The following is a 19,512-nucleotide window of genomic DNA, read 5'->3' on the forward strand; positions in this document are numbered from 1 at the left end:
CGATGTATACAGGACACAATGCGAGCGGCGGGGGTGTTCACAGCCCTCGAACGGGGCGGGCTGGCCGGGGACTCCGATGTCGCCGCGCTCCCCGGCGTCGTGGGCCTGCGCCTACGCATCGCGGCTGGTGAGACCGCCTCGCGCTGCTGCGGCTCTGCGTCCATGGCGCTGGTCGCCGCCGCGCCCACCGACCCGTCATTGCCCGAGGCCGTGGCCGCGGCTCTGGACGGGCTGGCCGCGGGCAGTGCGGTGGCCGCCACCGCACTGGACGAACTGGTGGGCGGATGGATCGCGATGCCGGGCCGGGACGTCGAGGTGGCCGCCAGCGCCGACCTGGGGCATGACGCCGTGGTGGCCGTCGCCTTCGACGACGCCGTGGCGTTCCTGCTGGCCGACCACGACGACCGCCTGGTCGTCCACACCACGGCGGTACTCGCCGGAAGCCCGGATGCGGCAGGCGAGTCGGCCGGCCCGCCGGCCGGCTGGCAGGTCGTGGCACACCAGGTTCCTTCCGTGCCGCTGCTGATCGCAGCGCCGCACGCAGACGACGGGAGCTGCGCGGCATGAGCGAGCGACTGGTACTCACCCACGGCTGTTCCCTGTCGAACTTGCCGCTGTTCGTCGCGGTGGGGGAGGGAATGTTCGCCGACGAGGGTCTGGAGGTCCACGCCCCCTACTTCAACGACATCACCTCCACCGCGGAGTTGCTGGCCACCGGGGTGGCGGACCTGGGCACCGCGGCCTTCACCCAGCCACTCATCGACGCCTTCCGCAACGACCCGCCGGTCCTCGTGGGCGGCAGCGGTCTGATGGGTGTCGCGGTGCTGGCCCAGCCGCATGTCGACAACGTCGCCTCGCTGGCCGGGCAGCCCGTCGGCACCTTCCGTTCGGACCCGATGGAGGTGCTGCTGCACGACGTGCTGGCCGCCGCCGGGCTGGGCATGCAGGACGTGGGACTGCGCTACTTCGACATCCTGGACGAGGCTATCGACGCATGGCGGTCCGGCGAACTGACGGCCCTGACCCTGGCCGAGCCGTACGCCAACCGGATGCGCGGCGAAGGCGCGCGGACCCTGTCCTACGGCACCGAGTTGTGGGGCGACCCCTTCCCCGACACGGTCCTGGTCGCCTCCGCCAAGTTCCTGCGCGAGCGCCCCGATCAGGTGCGCTCGGCACTGCGCGCCATGCTCAGGGCGGAGCGGCTCATCGCGGCCGATCCGGTCGCCGCCCTGGAGCACGCACTCCCCTTCTATCCCGGCTTCGGCGTCGAGGAACTGGCCGAAGCCGCCCGCCTGCAACCCGCCTGGGTGGACATCCGGCCGCTGCGCTCGGTCGTGCTCGGCCGGTGGGACAGCCTGCGATCCCTCGACCTCGTACCCCGTGACGCCGAGGCGCCCACCGGTGCCATCGCCCTGGACCTGCTCGACGCCGAAATCGGCGCCGCGCCTGCCTCCCCCGCCCCTCTGGCCATCCCCTCCATCCCCGCCCCGCCCCCCGCCACCCCCGTCAAGGAGAAGTCATGACCGACAACCGCCCCGGCATCGCCGGGACTTCCCTGGACCGCAGGCAACTCTTCCGCCGAACCGCGGCCGCCGGCGCCGCAGTGGCCATACCGTCCTGGCTGCTCACCGCATGCGGCAGCGCCCAGTCCGGCTCCACGGCGAGCTCGGGCGGCGCTGCCGGCGCCAAGCAGACCCTGAAGGCGACACACGGCACCGGTCTGTGCAACCTGAGCATGTTCCTGCTCAAGGAACGCGGGCTGGCCAAGCCCGACGTCGACGTGCAGTTCGTGGTGACGCCGACGAACGCCGACATCGTCACCCTCTTCGGTGCGGGTCAGGTCGACATGTCCCTCATCCCGTACACCCAGTTCATGACGCTGCACGACGCCGGTGCTCCGGTGACGATCGTGGCCGGAGGCGGTGTCCAGGGCTGTGTGATCGTGGCCCAGCCGGGCATCAAGAGCGCGCAGGACATGCGCGGCAAGACGCTGGGCACCTTCCAGGCCGACACGCTGGAGATGCTGCCCTACGACTACCTGAAGAAGGCCGGGATGTCCTTCAAGGACGTCAAGGTGCGCTACTTCGGCACCTCGCCCGAACTCGCTCAGGCTTTTACCAGCGGCTCGATCGACGCCATCTGCCACATCGAGCCCTACGCGACCCAGGCGCTCAAGGGGCGGCCCGGCTCCGTCAAGCTCTCCGACGGCACCGATGTCTACGGAACCGGCTACACCGACTGTGTGCTGGCGGTACGCAACCCACTGCTCCAGGAGAACCCGGATGCGGTCAAGGCCGTCATCAAGGGTCTGTTCAAGGGACAGCAGCAGACCGAACAGGACCGTGAGGGCGCGGTGAAGGCCACCACCGGTACCTACTTCAAGGCGAGCCTGGCCGACGTGCTGCTCGCCTCCACCAAGCAGCCCAACGTCACCGACCAGCGCGACAAGGCGCAGTTCATGCTGGACCGGGCCAAGAACATGATGGAGCTCGGCTACCTCAAGAAGCTTCCTGACGAGAAGATCTTCGACTGGACCCTCCTGGAGCAGGTCATCAAGGAGAACCCCGACCTGTACACCTCACTGAAGTTGAAGACCGCGTGACGCCGCCGACCGAAGGCCCTGTGGCCAGCGTGTCCGCGCCGGCCACAGCGGTGCAACAGTTGCCCGCCGTGTTGCGCCGCCGCGCCGTGTCCGCCGCCTGGTGGGTTGCGTCCGTCGCGCTGTTCGCCGGCCTGTGGGAGCTGGCCTGGGCCGTGGGATGGGCACCGGAACTGCTTCTCCCGCCGCCGCACATCTTCCTGAGCCACTTCTCCGCCCAGGCCAAGTTCTTCCAGTCGGACACCATCGGCCAGGCGCAGGGGGCGCCGCTGGTGGCGGTGGGCAGCACGGTGCTGGCCACCGTCGCCCGGGTGCTGTCCGGGCTGGCGATCGGGTTCGTGGCGAGCCTGGCGACCGGCATCCTGGTCACCCGGTTCAAGATCTTCAACAGGCTCTCGCTCCCCATGCTGACGCTGCTGGCGCCGATCTCACCGGTGGCATGGCTCCCGGTTGCGATCTTCCTGTTCGGCATCGGCAACGGACCGGCCGTCTTCATGGTGTTCGTCGGCGTCTACTTCGTCATGACGCTCGCGACCATCAGCGAGATCGAATCGGTGAGCGGGACCTACCTCAACGTGGCACGCACGCTGGGCGCCACCCGCAAGCAGATGCTGTTCCAGGTGGTGCTGCCGGCAGTCCTGCCCGGGCTGCTGCGCACGCTGCGGATGAATCTGTTCGCCGCGTGGATGGTGGTGCTCATCGCCGAGGCGGTGGGTGTGGGCAGCGGCCTGGGCCAGGTCGTGGTGCTGTCCCGCAACACCTTCAACGCCAGCCTGGTGTTCTTCACCATGGCCCTGATCGGGGCCACCGGGTACGTAATGGATGTGCTCTTCCGCCAGTTGCAGAAGCGGCTGCTGTGGTGGGCACCCGCCGGTCAGGGAAGGTGACGCGATGACACGGCACAATAGCGGCGCGGTGCGCTGCCGTTCGGTACGCAAAGTCTGGGCCGAGGGCACCGGCAAGGAGACCGTGGCCCTGGACGGCATCGATCTGGATGTGGCTCCCGGCGAGTTCGTGGTGATGCTCGGTCCCAGCGGCTGCGGCAAGTCCACCATGCTGTCGCTGATCGCGGGCCTGGAGCAGGCCACCGGCGGCTCGATCGAAGCCGACGGGGAACCGGTCGTCGAACCGGGACCGGACCGCTGCATGATCTTCCAGCAGTCGTCGCTGTATCCGTGGCTGTCGGTGGCGGAGAACGTCGGGTTCGGCCTGAAACTTCGCGGCCGGCCTCGCGCCGAACGCCGCCGGGTGGCAAAGGAGTTGCTGCGCACCATGGGGCTCGGCGACGTACTGGACAAGCACCCCGACGAGCTCTCCGGCGGCATGCGGCAACGAGCGGCGATCGCACGCGCGCTGGCGATGGAGCCGAAGGTCCTGCTGATGGACGAGCCGTTCGCGGCCCTCGACGTCCAGACACGCGCCAAATTGCAGGACTTCATCGGACAGGTGTGGCGGGACAGCGGCGCGTCGGTGCTGTTCGTCACGCACAGCATCGACGAGGCGGTGTCGCTCGCCGACCGGATCGTGGTGTTCACCGCCCGCCCGGGCAGGATCAAGGCGGTCATCCCCGTGGAGCTGGACCGTCCCCGGGACCCGCGCTCGCCGGAGTACCACCAACTGCACGACCGCCTCATCGACTTGCTCGCCGATGAGGTGGACAGGGCCTTCGCCCAACAGGAACAGGCGGCGTCATGAGTACGGTGCGGATCGCCGCGGCGCAGCTGCCCGCCTGCGCCGAGGACCCCTCGGCGAACCTGGCCGCCGTCCGGGTCGCGCTGCACGACGCGGCCCGGGCGGGCGCCGCCGTGGTGGTGCTCCCCGAGCTGGCGACCGTGCCGTACTTCGCCGCCGAGCCGGCCGGGGTGTACGACCACTGGGCGCAGCCGGTGCCGGGCCCGCTGACCGACGAGATCGGAGCCCTCGGCGCATCCCTGGGGATCACCGTGATCCTCCCGCTGTTCGAGTACGACCCGTCCACCGGCACCCGGCACAACGCGGCCGTGGTCCTGCGAGAAGGCCGGATCGTCCCGGCCGTCGACCGCGGGGGCAAGACCCACCACGTCGCCCGCAAACTGCATCTTCCCGTCGGCGACGACCCGCCACCGGGGTTCGACGAACCGGCGCACTTCACTCCCGGTGAGTGGCTGGGCGTACACGACCTGGGCACGCTGCGGCTGTCCACCCTGATCTGCTACGACCGCCGCTTCCCCGAGTGCTGGCGCGAGGCCCGCTCGCTGGGCGCGGATCTCGTGGCCGTGCCGGTGGCCGGCAGCGGCGGGGACAGCAGCGCCTTCTTCCTGGGGGAACTGTGCACCCACGCCCGGGAGAACGGCCTGTTCGCGGTGGCCGCCAACAAGGTCGGCACCGAATGGGTCGCCGGCAAGGCGGTGGACAACTTCGGGGAGTCCGCCATCGTCGGCCCCGACGGGGAGCTGCTGGCCCACCGCCGCGAGGACGAGGGCCCCGGGCTGGTGATCGCCGACCTCGACCTTGATCTGCTGGCCCTTACCCGCGAGCGGCTGCGCTACTTCGAGCACCGCCGCACCGACCTGTTCCCCGGGCCCCCCAGCCCACGCTCCTGACGGAAGGCCAGTTCGTGACAACCCTCTTCCGCAACGCACTTGTGGTCGCCATGGACGACACACACCGTGCCAAGCCCTTCCGCGCCGACGTACTGGTCGAGCACGACCGCTTCAGCGCGGTGGGGAAGGACCTTCCGGTGCCCGACGGCACCACCGTCGTCGACGCCACCGACCGCCTGCTGATGCCGGGCCTGGTCAACGCCCATGTGCACTCGTGGGAGGCGCTGTTCAAGGGACGCTACGACAACCTGCCCCTCGAACTGTGGATGCTGCTCGCCTACCCGATCCTCGGCCTGGAGCCGATGCCGGAACGGCTGGTGTATCTGCGGACCCTGCTGGTCGGTATGGAGTCGCTGCGCAGCGGCACCACCTGCCTGCTCGACGACGTGATCGAAATGCCGACACAGAGCATGGACGCGCTCGACGCGGTCTTCCGCGGCTACGAGGACATCGGCATCCGCGCCAACTGCTCCGGAAACATCGTCAACCGCCGTTACATCGATACCCTCCCCTTCGTCGACGAGGTGCTCCCGCCCGACCTGCTGGCCGCGGCCCGGGAGACGACGCCGCGAACCACCGACGAATACCTGGAGTTCAGCAAGGAGGCGCTGGCCCGCTACGACGGCCGCGCCGGACGGCTGCGGTACGTGATCGCGCCCAGCGGGCCGCAGCGCTGCACCGACGACCTGCTCGTCGCCGCCGACGAACTGTCAAAGCAGCACGACACCACGCTCCACATCCATGTACTGGAAACCAAGATCCAGGCCGTGACCGGAAGGGAGTTCTACGGCTCCACCCTGGTCGCCCACCTGGACCGGCTCGGGGTGCTCAGCGACCGCGCCACCCTGGCGCACGGCATCTGGCTCACCGACGACGACATCGCCCGCCTCGGCGAGAGCGGCGCATCGGTGGCGCACAATCCCCTCTCCAACCTGAAACTCGGGTCCGGTATCGCGGCCTGGCGTGCCCTGCTGGACGCCGGCGTCAACATCGGCCTAGGCAGCGACGGACTGTCCACCAACGACAGCGCCCGCATGCTGGACGTGGTCAAGTCCGCCGCCCTGCTGCACAAGGTCAGCCACCCCGACTACCGGACCTGGCCCACCGCCGACGAGGTCCTGTGGGCGGCTACCCGGGGCGGCGCCCGCTCGGCCCGCCTGACCGACGAGGTCGGGGCCATCGAGCCGGGCCGCAAGGCGGACTTCGTCGTGTTCGACCTCCGGTCGGTCAACTTCACGCCGCTCAACGACGTCCCCTCGCAGCTGGTCTACGTCGAGAACGGCGACTCGATCCGCGAGGTGTGGGTCAACGGTGACGTCGTCGTACGCGACGGCCGCTGCCTGCTGATCGACGAAGAGGCGGTGCTGGCCGAACTGCGGGAGCTGGCCGCCAAGTACATGGAGCGCTTCGCCGCCGTCGAGCAGGCCAACCAGGTCTTCGAGCCCTACGTCGCACAGATCTACCAGCGCTGCTGCGCCGAGCCCATGGGCATCAACCGCTGGAGCGGCGACGAGCGGACATGGCTCGGCGGCCCGGCGGCAAGGGAGGGCGGGGCATGAGCAGCCTCCTGATCACCGGCGCGCGGGTGGTCACAGCGGCCGACGACTACGTCGCCGACGTCCTCGTCGAGAGCGGCAGGGTGACCACCATCGGCGCGTCACTGCCGGCCGTCGCCGACAAGGTCATCGACGCCTCGGGCTGCTACCTGCTCCCCGGCGGCGTCGACCCGCACACCCATCTGGCCTCCCGCCTGGGCAGCGGCACCACGACCGCCGACGACTACGAGTCCGGCACCATCGCCGCCGCCTTCGGCGGCACCACCACGGTCGTCAACTTCGCCCAGCAGCGGCCCGGGCAGCACCTGCGCGCGGCCATCGAGGACGGCATGGCCGCGGCCGAGGGCAAAGCGGTCATCGACTACGGCCAGCACATCGTGATCACTCAGCTCGACGAGGGCTCCCTCGGCCAGATCGACGAACTCGCCGACGAGGGCGTCACCAGTGTCAAGCTCTTCATGGCCTATCCGGGCGAGCTCATGGTCGATGACGCCGTCCTGTTCCAGGTCCTGGAGCGGGCCGGCCAGGTGGGATCGCTGGTGTGCGTCCACGCCGAGAACGGGCCGGTCATCGATGTGCTGGTGCGCCGCGCCCTGGCCGAGGGACGCACCGGGCCGTCCTGGCACGGCCGCACCCGGCCCGAACTCGCCGAGGCCGAGGCCACCCACCGCGCCATCGCCGTCGCCGAGATGGCGGACGCACCGGTGTACTTCGTGCATCTGTCGTGCACCGAGGCGCTGGCCGAGGTCACCGCGGCCCGGGACCGGGGACGTCCGGTGTTCGCCGAGACCTGCCCGCACTATCTGTTCCTGGACTCCGGCGTCTACGACGACGAGAGCTTCGACGCCGCCAAGTACGTGCTCACCCCGCCGCTGCGGGATGCCTCCCATCACGAGGCCCTGTGGCGCGGCCTGCGCGGCGACGACGTGCAGGTGGTCTCCACCGACCACTGTCCGTTCTGCCTGAACGGACAGAAGACCCTCGGTCGCGGCGACTTCTCGAAGATTCCCAACGGAGGGCCCGGTATCGAGCACCGGCTGGCCCTGCTGTACTCCGGCGTCGTGGCAGGGAATCTGTCGCTGCGCAGGATGGTGGAGGTGTTCGCCGCGGCCCCGGCCCGCCTTTTCGGCCTGTACCCGCGCAAGGGTACGATCGCGGTGGGTTCCGATGCCGACCTGGTTGTCTTCGACCCCGCCGCCCGGACCACGATCAGCGCGGCGACGCACCACATGAACGTCGACTACAGCCTCTACGAGGGATGGAAGCTGACCGGCGCCGTCCGCACCGTCATCGCCGCCGGAGCACCGGTCGTGGAGAACGGCCTGTTCGTCGGCACCCCCGGCACCGGCAGGTACCTTTCTCGCCAGGCGAGCGGGCAGAGTTGAGTACCGTGTCCGATCCCCGATCCCAGAAGGTTGAACCGACCATGGACAGCAGGCCGAGCGACTCCGGCCTCAGCGAGGTGGGCGCCCTGCCGGCCGAGATCCGGCAAATGCACACCTACGACCACGTCTATCGGAGACTACGCAAGGCCCTGGCCACCGGCAACATCCCCGCGGGAACCCGCCTGCTGGAGACCGAGCTGGCCGCGCGGCTGGGCGTCAGCCGGACCCCGGTGCGCGACGCGCTGCGCCGCCTGCAGAGCGACGGGTTCGCCGAGCGCGGTGCCGGCGGAGGTCTGTGGTCCCGCCCGCTCGACCCGGAGGACGTCGAGAATCTGTTCCTGATACGTGCGGAACTCGACGAACTCGCGGCCCGGCTGGCCTGCGAACGAGCCAAGCCGGAACACTGGCAGGAAGCCAGGGGCTTACTCACCGCCATGGACGAGGCCGTCACCGTGCATGGCCCGGCCTCGAACGCGTTTATCGAGGCACACCTGGCCTTTCACACCGCCATCTACCGCATCGCGTTCGGGGCCCGGTTCGCCGGCTTCCTCGACAACCACCTGCTGCAGTATCTGGAGATCGCCGCCGACCTGAGCTACCAGCAGCCCGCGCACACCCAGCCCCCCGCCCACCAGCACGAACTGCTGCTGGGGGAACTGGCCAGTGGTGACACCGCGCGTGCGGTCGCCGCCGCCGAAGCCCACGTACGGCGCAGCGAGGCGGACGCCCGGCAGGCAGCGGCCGAACCCGAGGCGACCGCCTAGGCCGAGTTCCAGAAGTCGCGCCTGCCGCGGGACTTCTGGAGCGTAGCCAGTCCCACGGACACCCGACACCAGCACATCTCTTCCACTCCGCTCCAAGGGGCCGGCGCGCGATGACAGGTGCGCGCCACCGGCCCTGGGCCACAGCGGCCTGCCCCGCCCTCCCACGAAAGGTGCTTCCCATGAGACGCATGTTCCTCAACGGCACGGCCATGTCGGGCCAGAAGGACCATGGAGCCGTCAGCGGTGCCACGTTCCTCGGTCCGGCCCGCACCGCCGCCGGCTACCGCTTCTTCGCCGTGCGCGATTCCTTCCCCGGCCTGCTGCCCGTCGAGTCCGACGGGCTGTCGATCAACGGCGAACTGTACGAGATGCCCGACGAGATGCTTTTCGACGAGCTGCTGCCCCAGGAGCCCGAGGAACTCGAACTCGGCTCGATCCAGCTCGAGGACGGTTCCACCGTGCACGCGATGATCCTGCAGCCGGAGCGGATCGCCGGCCCTGACAAGGTCGTCGACATCGCCGACCTCGGCGGATGGCGGGCCTACCAGGCTCACCTGGCAGCGAACGAGCGTGCCGGTGACCTCCTCGGCCGCTGAGCGCGGACCCGTGACCGCCCAATCCGGCCCCCGGATCGACGGCGAACGGCTGTTGGCGCGAATCCGGCGGCTCGCTGCCATCACGGACGGCAGGCACGGCGGGGTGACCCGCCCGGCCTACTCTCCGCAGGATGCCGAGGCCCGTGACGTGGTCGCCCGTTGGCTGACCGAGGCAGGGCTGGCCGTCCGGACCGACCAGGCGGGCAACCTGTTCGGACGGCTGCCCGGTTCGGACGGCCGGCGAGCGGCACTCATCACGGGCAGCCATCTGGACACCGTCATGGAAGCCGGGCCCCTGGACGGCGCCTACGGCGTCCTGGCGGCCATCGAGGCGGCGGACGCGCTGCGTTCCGCCGGCCTCCGCCTCGGCCACGACCTGGTCGTCGCGGCGTTCAGCAACGAGGAAGGCGCCCGCGGGACGCCCGGAATGACCGGGTCCAAAGCGGTTGCAGGGCTGATCACCGCCGCGGACCTGGCCAGGGCGGACGACGAGGGAGTGACGCTCGCGGCCCGGATCGCGGCGGGCGGCGGCGATCCCGGCCGTCTCGGCGAAGCGGTCTGGGACGCGGCCGACGTCGCCGCTTTCCTTGAACTGCACATCGAGCAGGGGCCAGTTCTGGAAGGCCTCCCCCGGAGGATCGGTGTGGTCACCGCGATCACCGGGCAGGCCAAGGCCGACATCACCGTCACCGGCCAGGCCAACCACGCGGGCACCACCCCCATGGACAAACGGCACGACGCCGCCGTAGCCGCCGCCCACCTCGTTCTGGCCGTCCAGGCCCTGGCCGCGGACGGTCACGTGCAGAGGGCCACCACCGGCGTCGTTCAGACCGGACCCGGTGTCCGCAACATCGTCCCGGGCCGGGCGGTACTCGGCGTCGACGTCAGGGACACGAAACCGCACAGGATCACCGGCGCCCTGGAGCGGCTGGCGGACGCCGCTCGCGCTGTCGCCCGGCTGACTGGCACGACCGTCGAGCTGCGCCCCGGCCCGGTAGTCGCCCCGGTGCCGGCCGACCCCTGGCTGTCGGGATGCGTGGCGGCGGCGGCCGGCGAACTCGGTGTGCCCCCTCACAGTCTGCACAGCGGCGCCGGACACGACGCCCAGATCATGGCGCGGCTCGCGCCAACCGCGATGATCTTCATCCCCAGCATCGGCGGCCTGAGCCACTGCCCTCAGGAGGCGAGCACCCCCGACGACCTTGTCCTGGGCGCCGACACCCTGCTGCGGGCCCTGATCCGAGCCGACCGCACCGCTCCGTCATAGGACCATGCCGGGCCCCCGGCGGCTCCCGTTCCCGTCAAGCGCGCGCAAAGGCCCGGCCAGGTCGGCCTGCCCCCGTCACCGCGACCTGTTCCGCAGTCACCTTGCCCTCCAGCCGGGAGGCGGCCGCGAGCACGGCCTCGACGCCGGTAGGACCGCGCTCACTTCCGCGAGGAGACGTGGGCGGCGACGACTCGCCATCCCTCGGGGAGGCGGACCCAGGCCTGGGACTGGCGGCCGACTCCGGGGACGCCGTCGCGGGTGAAGGCCATGCTGGTCACCGCGAAGTCGTCACCGAAGGTCGTCAGCTCGGTCCGGCCGGGGACGCGGTCGAGACCGGCCGCCGGACGGGCCCGGCGGAACTTTGCGATCTCGTCGTAGCCGAACAGCTCTTCGCCCGCGCCGAGCCGGACGGTGTGCGGGCGGTCCAAGAACAGCTCGTCCAGGACTGCTATGTCGTTCGACGTGAGCGCTTTCTCGTAGCGCTCGAAAGCCGCGCTCAACCCGGCCAGTGCGGTGGGATCGTTGACGCTCGGCCCGGACGGGACCGCGGATTCGACGGCCTTCTCTTCGCGTACAGGGAAGGTCAGCTTGCCGGCCAGGTAGGCGAACACCGGGCCGAGCGCGTTCATGGCGACCACGGACACCCAAGCCGCCCAGGGGTCGCCTGCCTTGAAGCCGAAACCGCCGAAGAAGGTGGCGAAATAGGAGGCGAAGCCGAAGAACATCCCCGGGATCAGCGACAGTGCCCTGAGCCTGCCGGAGTACATGAGCGCGCTGTTGACGACGAAGATCGTGCCGGCCAGTACCGTGTCCTGGGCGAGACGGCTGCTGCCGAGGCTGTCGCCGATGTGCTGCATGATCAACACGATGACCATGGCGAAGAACGATCCGGCGGGCATCGCCGCCCACAGCCGCTTGGCCACGGCCAGGCTCGGTCCGCCGGCGAGGTGGGTCCCGGCCCAGGAGATGAAGATCGCCCAGGGCGGCAGGTTGAGCGCAGTACCGCCGATGAAGGCGGTCGTGGCGGCGAGGATCGACGCCGCGATCTCATGGGGAATGCGTTCGCGCACAGCGGTCTCCTTCAAGACACCGGGGACATAAGAGATGTGACGGCTAATCAGGCTGCGGGGAAGAACAATTCGGTGCGGCGCGTGGTACGGGCGACGACACGCCCGGCCTTGATGACGGCCGTACGCACCGGGCGGTCCAGCAGAGCGTCGGCGACCCGCCTGGTGTCCAGCACGACCAGGTCCGCCTGGGCGCCGGGCCGCAGCCCGTAACGCTCCGCGACGCCGACCACCCGGGCCGCCTCGGTCGTCGCCATCGCCAGGACCCGGGCGAGGTCGTCGGGGCTGGACAGATGGCCGGTCTGGGCCAGGAAGAGCCCGATGTCGAGCAGGTCGGCGTTGCCGTACGGAGTGAAGGCGTTGCGTACGTTGTTGGACGAGAAGGCGGTGGTCACCCCGGCGTCCCACAGCTCGCGCACCGGGGCGATGCCGCGCCGGGTGTTCACCTCGTCCGTCCGCCCGCCCAGGTGCATGTCGGTGGCCGGCAGCGGGACCACGGCTACACCCGCTGCAGCGAGCTTCGCCAGCACGGCGCGCCGCTCGGCCGGCGGCCGGCCGGCCAGCGAGGTCATATGGCCCAGGGCGACCCGGCCGCCCATCCCGGAGCGCGCGGTGGCCCCGGCGATGTACTCGGCCATCGCGAAGCGCGGGTCGGAGGCGTCGTTGCCGAAGTCGGCGTGCAGGTCAGCGGGGACGCCGAACTCCGCGGCCAGCTCGAAGACCAGGTCCACGTGGCGCCGGCAGTCGTCCAGGTCCGCCTCGTTGTAAGAGCAGCCGCCGATGACGTCGGCGCCGCGCCGCAGCCCCTCGCGGAGCAGGTCGAGCGTTCCCGGTGCCTTGATGATGCCTTCCTGCGGGAAGGCGACGACCTGGAGTTCGACGACCTCCTGGTACTCCTCCTTGAGCTCCAGCATGACGTCCAGCGCCATCAGTCCGATGATGGGGTCGACATCAGGGTGGGCCCGGATGACGGTCGTCCCATTGGCGACCGCGGACTCCAGTACGGCGCGCGCGCGTTCGCGTACCGCTTTCGGGGTGAAGGAGCGCTTCAGCTCCCCGGTGACGGCGATCGCTCCCGCGAGGGAGCCCTCCAGGTTGGGCTTCTCCCGGTCGAGCAGGGCCTTGTCCAGGTGGAGATGAGACTCGATCAGACCGGGGATGACGACGCGTCCGGCGCAGTCGAGCTCTTCGGCGCCCGCCAACGTCTCCACGGGGGCGGCAAAGTGGGCTGGGGCGGCGGGCGTGATGGAGGCGACCAGTCCGTCGCGCACCACGATGTCTACGAGTCCGCTGTCATCGGCGATGCGCGCGTTCCGGAGTATGAGGTCTCGCATACAGCCCTTTCCATGGTCCGGCGGCCCGCTGAGAGGGCGGACAGCGAAGACGTACGCGGTTTATGTACAGGCCACGTATTGCGCGAAAACGACCGGGATGCAACGGCAGTGTTTCCGGATGCTCATTACCCCAGGCCGGAACCGCCGTACGGCGCCCAACGGTTCCAGCAGGGCGGGGACCTGGGGATCTCCGGCTTCCTCCGACCACGTCCTCGTAGACCGCCCGGCCGAGCGCCTGGCTGTGACCCGACTGCGCTCCCCGCCGTGCCCCCGTGTCCCCGTTCACCCACGACTGAATACACTTGCCGCCTCCACCGGGAAGGATTGATGTGGTGAACGTGCTGCAACCAAGCAGCGGTACGGTCGAGGGCGAGTCCTACGTGCGTTCCGCTCCTGAACGGACGCCCACGGCCGGCCCCGCGAGTCTTGGGGAGCCGGCGTGCTGAGGACCGGCATTGACCCCTTCGTCGACTGGATCCCGAACTCCATCCCGCCCGCACAGGCCGAGGACGGGCCGCTGCGCGGGGTACGCCTAGCGGTCAAGGACGTGATCGACGTCCAAGGCCTGCCGACCGGCGCGGGGCATCCGCTCTGGCTGGAGACGCACGACCCGGCGGCCCGCGACGCTGAGGCCGTGGCCCGGCTGCGCACGGCCGGGGCACTTGTCGTCGGCAAGACGCACACCGACGAACTCGCCTACAGCCTCGGCGGCACCAACGCCCACTACGGCGTCCCGGTCAATCCCGCCGCTCCCGACCGGGTGCCCGGCGGCTCCTCCAGCGGCAGCGCCTCGGCGGTCGCGCTCGGGGCGGCAGACCTGGGCCTGGGCACCGACACCGCCGGGTCGGTCCGGGTGCCCGCCTCGTACTGCGGCCTCTACGGGTTCCGTCCCACGCATCGGCGGGTCTCCCGCACCGGAATGGTGCCGCTTGCTCCTTCCTTCGATGTCCCCGGCCTGCTGGCGCGGGACCCGGCCGTGCTCGACGCGGGCGCGCGGGCACTGCTGGAACCGGCACACAGCCACCACCCAGCGAACCGGCTGCTCGTACCGGAAGACCTTTGGCCCGTCGTCGACGGACCGGTGCGCGAGGTTTTGCAGCCACTGCTCGACCTGTTCTGCTCGGCGCTGCCGGTGGACCGCACGCCCCTGTTCGAGACTCTGCCGGACGCTTGGCAGCAGACCCGTGCGGCCTTCGCCACTGTCCAAGGGGCCGAAGCGTGGGCGGCCCACGGCGCGTGGATCGGCCGGGAGCGGCCCCGGTTCGGCCCGGGGGTGACGGAGCGTTTCCGGGTGGCCCAAGGCATCACCCCGGACCAGGCCCGCGGGGCACGCGCCGTGCTGGCCCGGACGGCGGCGCTGCTCGCCGGGAGACTGGAAGGCGGCGGGGTACTGGCGCTGCCCACAGCACCCGGGCCCGCTCCGCAGCTGGGCGTTCCGGCCAGGCCGGAACACCGACTCGCGACCGTCCTGCTGACCTGTCTGGCCAGCGTCAGCGGCGCCCCGGCGCTGAGCGTCCCCGGCGCGGTGCTCGACGGCGCGCCACTCGGACTGTGCCTGGTCGCGGCGCCGGGCGCGGACGAAACCCTGCTCGACCTGGCCTCGACGCACCGTCACCGTCGTCCACAGTCATCGGCAACAGGCCTTTGAACGCCAGCGTGTTCGTGACAGCAAGGTAGGCCAGGCGCAACAGCACGGATGGTCATGATGCCAGCCCGCCCGCCCTGTTCTCCCCAATCTCGGCGAGCTGTACCAGGCGGGACTGGTCACCTATGCGGAATTCCGCGCGAAGAAGGCCGAGTTGCCGGCCTGGCTGTGACGGCCGGGGCCCAACTGCGGGACCCCGGAGGTGAACGGGCAGGACGGACTTCTGGGGCCCGCCCGACGCGGCCTGGGGCCATCACAGCCGGGTGACTTTGCCATGACCGACCGGCCGCGGCCGCCGTAACGCCCCAGGCCGACGATCACCGGTAACAAGGCGGTTACATGGCAGAAAAAAACAGCAGTCTAAATAGGTCAGGCGTCTGGCACTGAGCGGAGGGCCAGCCTCGGACAATTGGATCGGAGCCATGGCACAGTCGCAGGAGCACGGCGGAGACCCTCGGTGACCGTCGGCCCCGCAACCCAGCCGTGCCCACGACTCCGCCGGACCTCCCGGCCCGGAGCCCGGAACCGCCGGGCGACCCCCGGCTCCCGGCCCGCGCCCGCCCCGTCACCGCCGACAGCGTCCAGGTGACCGCCGGACACCGCGAACCGGCGCGCAACGCGAACCACCCCGTCACCACCCCGCTCGCCGGTCCACGCCGCCGGAACACCGAGGCGTCACCGGCGCCGAGTTCCCCTCCCGATGCCGGTCCGGTGACCGGCCGTTCGGCCTGCGCACCGCCGCGCGGCGTCTCCGCGCCACCGAAGCCTGCCGCTGGTGACGACCGGATGCCGCCAGGGGTGACAGCTCTCGCCGGCAGCCCGTCGGCCGGGGAAGGCAGCCCACCGCATCCCGACTCCGCTCGAAAGGTAGTCCGACGTGGCCGAATACCGACTTGATCCGGCACCGGAGACGGTGACCGACGTCTTCTCCAGCGAACTCTCCCCGGTGCTGAGCATCGACCCGGGGGACACGGTCGTCGTCCGTTCCCTGGACGCGCACGGCTATCTCGAACGTCAGAAGACCCCCGGCGAGGCCCGGCCGAAGATGTTCGACGCCTGGCGCGGGCATTGCCTGGCCGGACCGATCGAGGTGCGCGGTGCGCGGCCCGGGACGGCCCTCGCGGTGCGCCTGGAGTCGCTGACCCCCGACGAATGGGGCTGGACCGTCGCCGCCGCGCACGACACCCCGCTGAACCGCCGGCTGGGCTTGGGCGACACCGCCCCGTCCTGGCTGCTGTGGGAGCTCGATACCGAGCAGGGCACCGGCACCAACCAGTACGGACACAGCGTCGGCCTGGCGCCCTTCCTCGGCGTCATAGGGGTGCCGCCCGCCGAGCCGGGCGAACACTCGACCGTCCCGCCCCGGGTGTCCGGCGGCGGCAACATCGACTGCCGCGAACTCATCGCCGGTTCCACCCTCTTCCTCCCGGTCACCGTGGACGGCGCGCTGCTGTGCGTCGGTGACGGCCACGCGGCCCAGGGCGACGGAGAGGTCTCCGGAACCGCCATCGAATGCGGCATGACAACCCGCCTCACACTGGAACTGGAACCCGCCCCGCCGGTTCCCACCGTGCACGCGGTGACCCCGACGGGCCGGATCACCTTCGGTTTCAGCGAGGACCTGAACGAGGCCTCCGCTCAAGCCCTGGACGCCATGCTGATCTGGATGCAGGCGTCCTACGGCCTGGAGCGGGCCGCCGCCCTGGCCCTGGCCAGCACCACCGTCGACCTGCGGGTCACCCAGGTGGTCAACCAGACCTGGGGTGTACACGCAATACTGGCGAACGGAGCTGTGCGATGACCTGGAACGTGACCGAAGGAGCTTTCCAGCTTGGGGACTTCGAGGTGGAGAAGGGCGGTGTCATCCAAAACGCCCGGCTCACCTGGCGGACCCATGGCACCCTGAACGACGCCCGGGACAACGTGATCGTCTACCCGTGCAGTTATACCGCCGACTCCGAGGGCCTGAGCTGGCTGGTCGGCCCGGACGGCATCCTGGACCCGACCCGCTGGTTCATCGTCATCCCCGACATGTTCTCCAACGGCCGGTCCTCCTCCGCTTCGGACACCGAGGACTACCCGCCGGTGGTCACCATCCGGGACAACATCCTCGCCCAGCACCGGCTGCTCACCGAGCACTTCGGGATCGAACGGGTCGCGGGGGTCTACGGGTTCTCCATGGGCGCCATCCAGGCGTACCACTGGGCGGCGCTGTTCCCGGAGATGGTGGAGCGCGCCATGGTGGTCTGCGGCAGTTCCCGCACCGCCGTGCACAACAAGGTCTTCCTCTCCGGACTGCTGCGCGTCCTGGAGGCCGCGCCGGAACACCTGGGAGGGGGCCGGTTCTCCGCCGAACCGGTCGCCGCGGTGCGGGCGTTCTCGCATGTCTACGCCGGCTGGGGGCTGAGCCAGGACTTCTACCGCGAAGGGCTGTACCTGTCCGCGCTGGGGGCGCCGGACCTGGACACCTTCCTGAAGACGGACTGGGAGGACCGCTTCGGCGCGCTCAAGGCCGCCGACCTCTATGCGCAAGTGCTGACCTGGCACCACGCCGACATCAGCGACAACCCTCTGTACGGCGGGGACCTGACCGCCGCGCTGAAGGCGATCACCGCCAAGGTGCTGCTGCTGCCGGGCGAGACCGACCTGTACTTCCGGGTCGCCGACAGCGCCGCCGAGCTGCCCCACCTGGCCGACGCCGAACTGCGGCCCATTCCCAGCATCTGGGGCCACCGGGCGGGCAACCCGGCAGGCATTCCCGAGGACTTCGCCTTCCTGCGGGACGCCGTGCGCGACTGGCTGGACCGCTGACACATCCGGGGCGGAGCGGCACCGCCACCCGCCCCGGAGTTCGTCCGCGACCGCACAACGGGAGAGTGCGCAGCCGGACCCCCACGAGAAGGAGCTTTCCCCTTGTTCACCACCCGTCCCACCCTGCAGGGCACCTTCGGCATGGTGTCCTCCACCCACTGGCTGGCCTCGTCGGCGGCCATGGCCGTCCTGGAGGACGGAGGGAACGCGTTCGACGCCGCGGTCGCGGCCGGATTCGTCCTGCACGTCGTCGAGCCGCATCTCAACGGTCCCGGCGGTGATCTGCCGATCATCTTCGCGCCGGCCGGCGCCGAACCGACCGTGATCTGCGGTCAGGGTCCCGCCCCCGCCGGTGCCACCATCGCCCACTACACCGGGCTGGGCCTGGAACTGGTCCCGGGCACCGGCCCGCTGGCCGCCGCCGTCCCCGGCGCGTTCGACGCCTGGATGCTGCTGCTGCGCGACCACGGCACCAAGCGCCTCGCCGACGTACTGAAGTACGCCATCGAGTACGCCGAGCACGGGCACCCGGCCGTCGAACGGATCGGCCTGACCGTGGAGTCGGTGCGCGAGCTGTTCGAGGATGAGTGGACCACCTCCGCCGAGGTCTATCTGCCCGGCGGCACGTCGCCCGCGGCCGGCGCGCTGTTCAAGAACCCGGCGCTGGCCGCGACCTGGCGGCGGATCATCGCCGAGGCGGAGGCCGCCGGATCCGGCCGGGAGGCCCAGATCGACGGGGCCCGGCGCGCCTGGCGGGAGGGCTTCGTGGCGGAGGCGCTGGCCGAGTTCGCGGCCAAGCCCGTCATGGACACCTCGGGTGAGCGGCATGCCGGCACCTTGACCGGTGAGGATATGGCCGGCTGGTCGGCCACCTACGAGTCCCCCGTCACCTACGAGTGGAACGGCTGGACGGTCGCCAAGGCCGGTCCGTGGAGCCAGGGTCCGTCCTTCCTCCAGCAACTCGCTCTGCTGCCCGAGGAAGTCCCGGCGTACGGCAGCACCGATTACGTGCACACCCTTATCGAGGGCACCAAGCTGGCGATGGCCGACCGTGAGGCCTGGTACGGCGACGCGGCCGACGTGCCGCTGGACGACCTGCTGTCCGACAACTACAACACCGCGCGGCGCGCCCTGATCGGCGGGACCGCTTCCACAGAGCTGCGTCCCGGCAGCCCAGGCGGCCGGGAACCCCGGATCGCCAAGTACGCGCTGCGCGCGGCCGAGGGCGGGGCCACCGGCGGCGCTCCGGCTGCTGCGGGCGCCGGTGAACCGACCGTCGCCAAGGACGGCTCGACCCTGGGTGACACCTGCCAACTGGACGTGGTGGACCGCTGGGGCAACATGATCGCCGCCACCCCGAGCGGCGGCTGGCTGCAGTCCAACCCGGTCGTTCCCTCGCTGGGCTTCCCGCTCGGCACCCGGCTGCAGATGAACTGGCTGGAGCGCGGCCTGCCGAACTCGCTCACCCCGGGCCGCCGCCCCCGTACCACGCTCACTCCGTCGATGGCGCTGCGCGGCGGTACCCCGGTGATGACGTTCGGCACCCCGGGCGGCGACCAGCAGGACCAGTGGAGCTTCCACTTCTTCCTCGCGGTCGCGCTGCGCGAGCAGGTGCGCGGCGGGCTGGATCTGCAGGGCGCCATCGACGCCCCGAACTGGCACACCGACAGCTTCCCCAGTTCCTTCTATCCGCGCGGCATGCAGCCGGGCGGTGTGACCGTCGAGGGGCGGATCGGCGAGGACGTGATCGAGGGGCTGCGCGGCCGGGGCCACGATGTGACGGTGGCCGAGCCCTGGTCGGAGGGGCGTCTGTGCGCCGTCGCCCGGGATCCCGAGAAGGGCGTCCTCTCGGCCGCGGCCAACCCGCGCGGCATGCAGGGCTACGCGGTCGGCCGGTAACGGTAAT

General features: G+C 70.6%; 17 protein-coding genes. 15 read left to right on the forward strand and 2 right to left on the reverse strand.

What is annotated here, in order from left to right:
* The first annotated feature begins 18 nt into the window (after positions 1-18).
* The 11 genes from ACWDO5_RS05455 (at position 19) to ACWDO5_RS05505 (ending at position 10,749) form a co-directional block, all read left to right on the forward strand.
* The gene (locus ACWDO5_RS05455) at positions 19-567 is read left to right on the forward strand and encodes a hypothetical protein (RefSeq protein ID WP_450528596.1); all 549 of its coding nucleotides are present in this window, start codon (positions 19-21) and stop codon (positions 565-567) included.
* Positions 564-1,523 (forward strand): ABC transporter substrate-binding protein, encoded by a 960-nt coding sequence (locus ACWDO5_RS05460; protein WP_450528598.1) that lies wholly within the window; start codon positions 564-566, stop codon positions 1,521-1,523. Before ACWDO5_RS05455 ends, ACWDO5_RS05460 begins: the two co-directional genes overlap by 4 nt.
* Positions 1,520-2,602, forward strand: a complete 1,083-nt coding sequence (locus ACWDO5_RS05465; RefSeq protein WP_450528600.1) for an ABC transporter substrate-binding protein — start codon at positions 1,520-1,522, stop codon at positions 2,600-2,602. Before ACWDO5_RS05460 ends, ACWDO5_RS05465 begins: the two co-directional genes overlap by 4 nt.
* A gap of 20 nt (positions 2,603-2,622) precedes the next feature.
* Positions 2,623-3,486, forward strand: a complete 864-nt coding sequence (locus ACWDO5_RS05470) for an ABC transporter permease (RefSeq protein ID WP_450528602.1) — start codon at positions 2,623-2,625, stop codon at positions 3,484-3,486.
* Positions 3,487-3,490: 4 nt separating this feature from the next.
* Complete coding sequence (locus ACWDO5_RS05475) at positions 3,491-4,294, forward strand: ABC transporter ATP-binding protein (RefSeq protein ID WP_450528604.1); 804 nt, start codon at positions 3,491-3,493, stop codon at positions 4,292-4,294.
* Complete coding sequence (locus ACWDO5_RS05480) at positions 4,291-5,181, forward strand: carbon-nitrogen hydrolase family protein (RefSeq protein ID WP_450528606.1); 891 nt, start codon at positions 4,291-4,293, stop codon at positions 5,179-5,181. The genes ACWDO5_RS05475 and ACWDO5_RS05480 overlap by 4 nt, the downstream gene beginning before the upstream one ends.
* Positions 5,182-5,195: 14 nt before the next feature.
* Positions 5,196-6,740, forward strand: a complete 1,545-nt coding sequence (locus tag ACWDO5_RS05485) for an amidohydrolase family protein (RefSeq protein ID WP_450528607.1) — start codon at positions 5,196-5,198, stop codon at positions 6,738-6,740.
* The gene (hydA, locus tag ACWDO5_RS05490; protein WP_450528609.1) at positions 6,737-8,122 is read left to right on the forward strand and encodes a dihydropyrimidinase; all 1,386 of its coding nucleotides are present in this window, start codon (positions 6,737-6,739) and stop codon (positions 8,120-8,122) included. Before ACWDO5_RS05485 ends, hydA begins: the two co-directional genes overlap by 4 nt.
* Before the next feature lie 41 nt (positions 8,123-8,163).
* Positions 8,164-8,886, forward strand: coding sequence for a GntR family transcriptional regulator (locus ACWDO5_RS05495; protein ID WP_450528611.1), 723 nt, complete (start codon positions 8,164-8,166; stop codon positions 8,884-8,886).
* A 179-nt stretch (positions 8,887-9,065) separates the two neighbouring features.
* Positions 9,066-9,482, forward strand: a complete 417-nt coding sequence (locus ACWDO5_RS05500) for an allophanate hydrolase-related protein (protein WP_450528613.1) — start codon at positions 9,066-9,068, stop codon at positions 9,480-9,482.
* Positions 9,483-9,492: 10 nt separating this feature from the next.
* Positions 9,493-10,749 carry a hydantoinase/carbamoylase family amidase gene (locus ACWDO5_RS05505; RefSeq protein ID WP_450528615.1) on the forward strand — a complete coding sequence of 419 codons (1,257 nt, stop codon included), beginning with the start codon at positions 9,493-9,495 and terminating at the stop codon, positions 10,747-10,749.
* Between the two features lie 158 nt (positions 10,750-10,907).
* Here the strand turns inward: ACWDO5_RS05505 and hpxZ are convergent, their stop codons facing one another.
* Together hpxZ and ACWDO5_RS05515 are read right to left on the reverse strand one after the other, a co-directional pair.
* Complete coding sequence (gene hpxZ / locus ACWDO5_RS05510) at positions 10,908-11,819, reverse strand: oxalurate catabolism protein HpxZ (protein WP_450528617.1); 912 nt, start codon at positions 11,817-11,819, stop codon at positions 10,908-10,910.
* 47 nt (positions 11,820-11,866) lie between these two features.
* Positions 11,867-13,150, reverse strand: a complete 1,284-nt coding sequence (locus ACWDO5_RS05515; protein ID WP_450528619.1) for an amidohydrolase family protein — start codon at positions 13,148-13,150, stop codon at positions 11,867-11,869.
* Positions 13,151-13,589: 439 nt separating this feature from the next.
* Here ACWDO5_RS05515 and ACWDO5_RS05520 point away from each other — a divergent pair, with 439 nt between their 5' ends.
* The 4 genes from ACWDO5_RS05520 to ACWDO5_RS05535 all read left to right on the forward strand — a co-directional run bounded on the left by ACWDO5_RS05520 (position 13,590) and on the right by ACWDO5_RS05535 (position 19,505).
* Positions 13,590-14,798 (forward strand): amidase, encoded by a 1,209-nt coding sequence (locus tag ACWDO5_RS05520; protein ID WP_450528621.1) that lies wholly within the window; start codon positions 13,590-13,592, stop codon positions 14,796-14,798.
* 874 nt (positions 14,799-15,672) lie between these two features.
* Positions 15,673-16,596: an acetamidase/formamidase family protein gene (locus ACWDO5_RS05525; RefSeq protein ID WP_450528623.1), complete on the forward strand. Its 924-nt coding sequence runs from the start codon at positions 15,673-15,675 to the stop codon at positions 16,594-16,596.
* Entirely contained in the window at positions 16,593-17,606 is a 1,014-nt protein-coding gene (locus ACWDO5_RS05530; protein WP_450528625.1) for an alpha/beta fold hydrolase, read from the forward strand. The genes ACWDO5_RS05525 and ACWDO5_RS05530 overlap by 4 nt, the downstream gene beginning before the upstream one ends.
* 102 nt (positions 17,607-17,708) lie before the next feature.
* Positions 17,709-19,505, forward strand: a complete 1,797-nt coding sequence (locus ACWDO5_RS05535; protein ID WP_450528627.1) for a gamma-glutamyltransferase family protein — start codon at positions 17,709-17,711, stop codon at positions 19,503-19,505.
* The last annotated feature ends 7 nt before the right edge of the window (positions 19,506-19,512 follow it).

The organism is Streptomyces sp. NPDC000880 (assembly GCF_053599675.1).

Bases quoted from the DNA above. Each gene is read 5' to 3' on its own strand.
- ACWDO5_RS05480 (WP_450528606.1), top strand. From the start codon at position 4,291: ATGAGTACGGTGCGGATCGCCGCGGCGCAGCTGCCCGCCTGCGCCGAG.
- ACWDO5_RS05475 (WP_450528604.1), top strand. From the start codon at position 3,491: ATGACACGGCACAATAGCGGCGCGGTGCGCTGCCGTTCGGTACGCAAA.
- ACWDO5_RS05530 (WP_450528625.1), top strand. From the start codon at position 16,593: ATGACCTGGAACGTGACCGAAGGAGCTTTCCAGCTTGGGGACTTCGAG.
- ACWDO5_RS05495 (WP_450528611.1), top strand. From the start codon at position 8,164: ATGGACAGCAGGCCGAGCGACTCCGGCCTCAGCGAGGTGGGCGCCCTG.
- hydA (WP_450528609.1), top strand. From the start codon at position 6,737: ATGAGCAGCCTCCTGATCACCGGCGCGCGGGTGGTCACAGCGGCCGAC.
- ACWDO5_RS05455 (WP_450528596.1), top strand. From the start codon at position 19: ATGCGAGCGGCGGGGGTGTTCACAGCCCTCGAACGGGGCGGGCTGGCC.
- ACWDO5_RS05515 (WP_450528619.1), bottom strand. From the start codon at position 13,150: ATGCGAGACCTCATACTCCGGAACGCGCGCATCGCCGATGACAGCGGA.
- ACWDO5_RS05500 (WP_450528613.1), top strand. From the start codon at position 9,066: ATGAGACGCATGTTCCTCAACGGCACGGCCATGTCGGGCCAGAAGGAC.
- ACWDO5_RS05460 (WP_450528598.1), top strand. From the start codon at position 564: ATGAGCGAGCGACTGGTACTCACCCACGGCTGTTCCCTGTCGAACTTG.
- ACWDO5_RS05465 (WP_450528600.1), top strand. From the start codon at position 1,520: ATGACCGACAACCGCCCCGGCATCGCCGGGACTTCCCTGGACCGCAGG.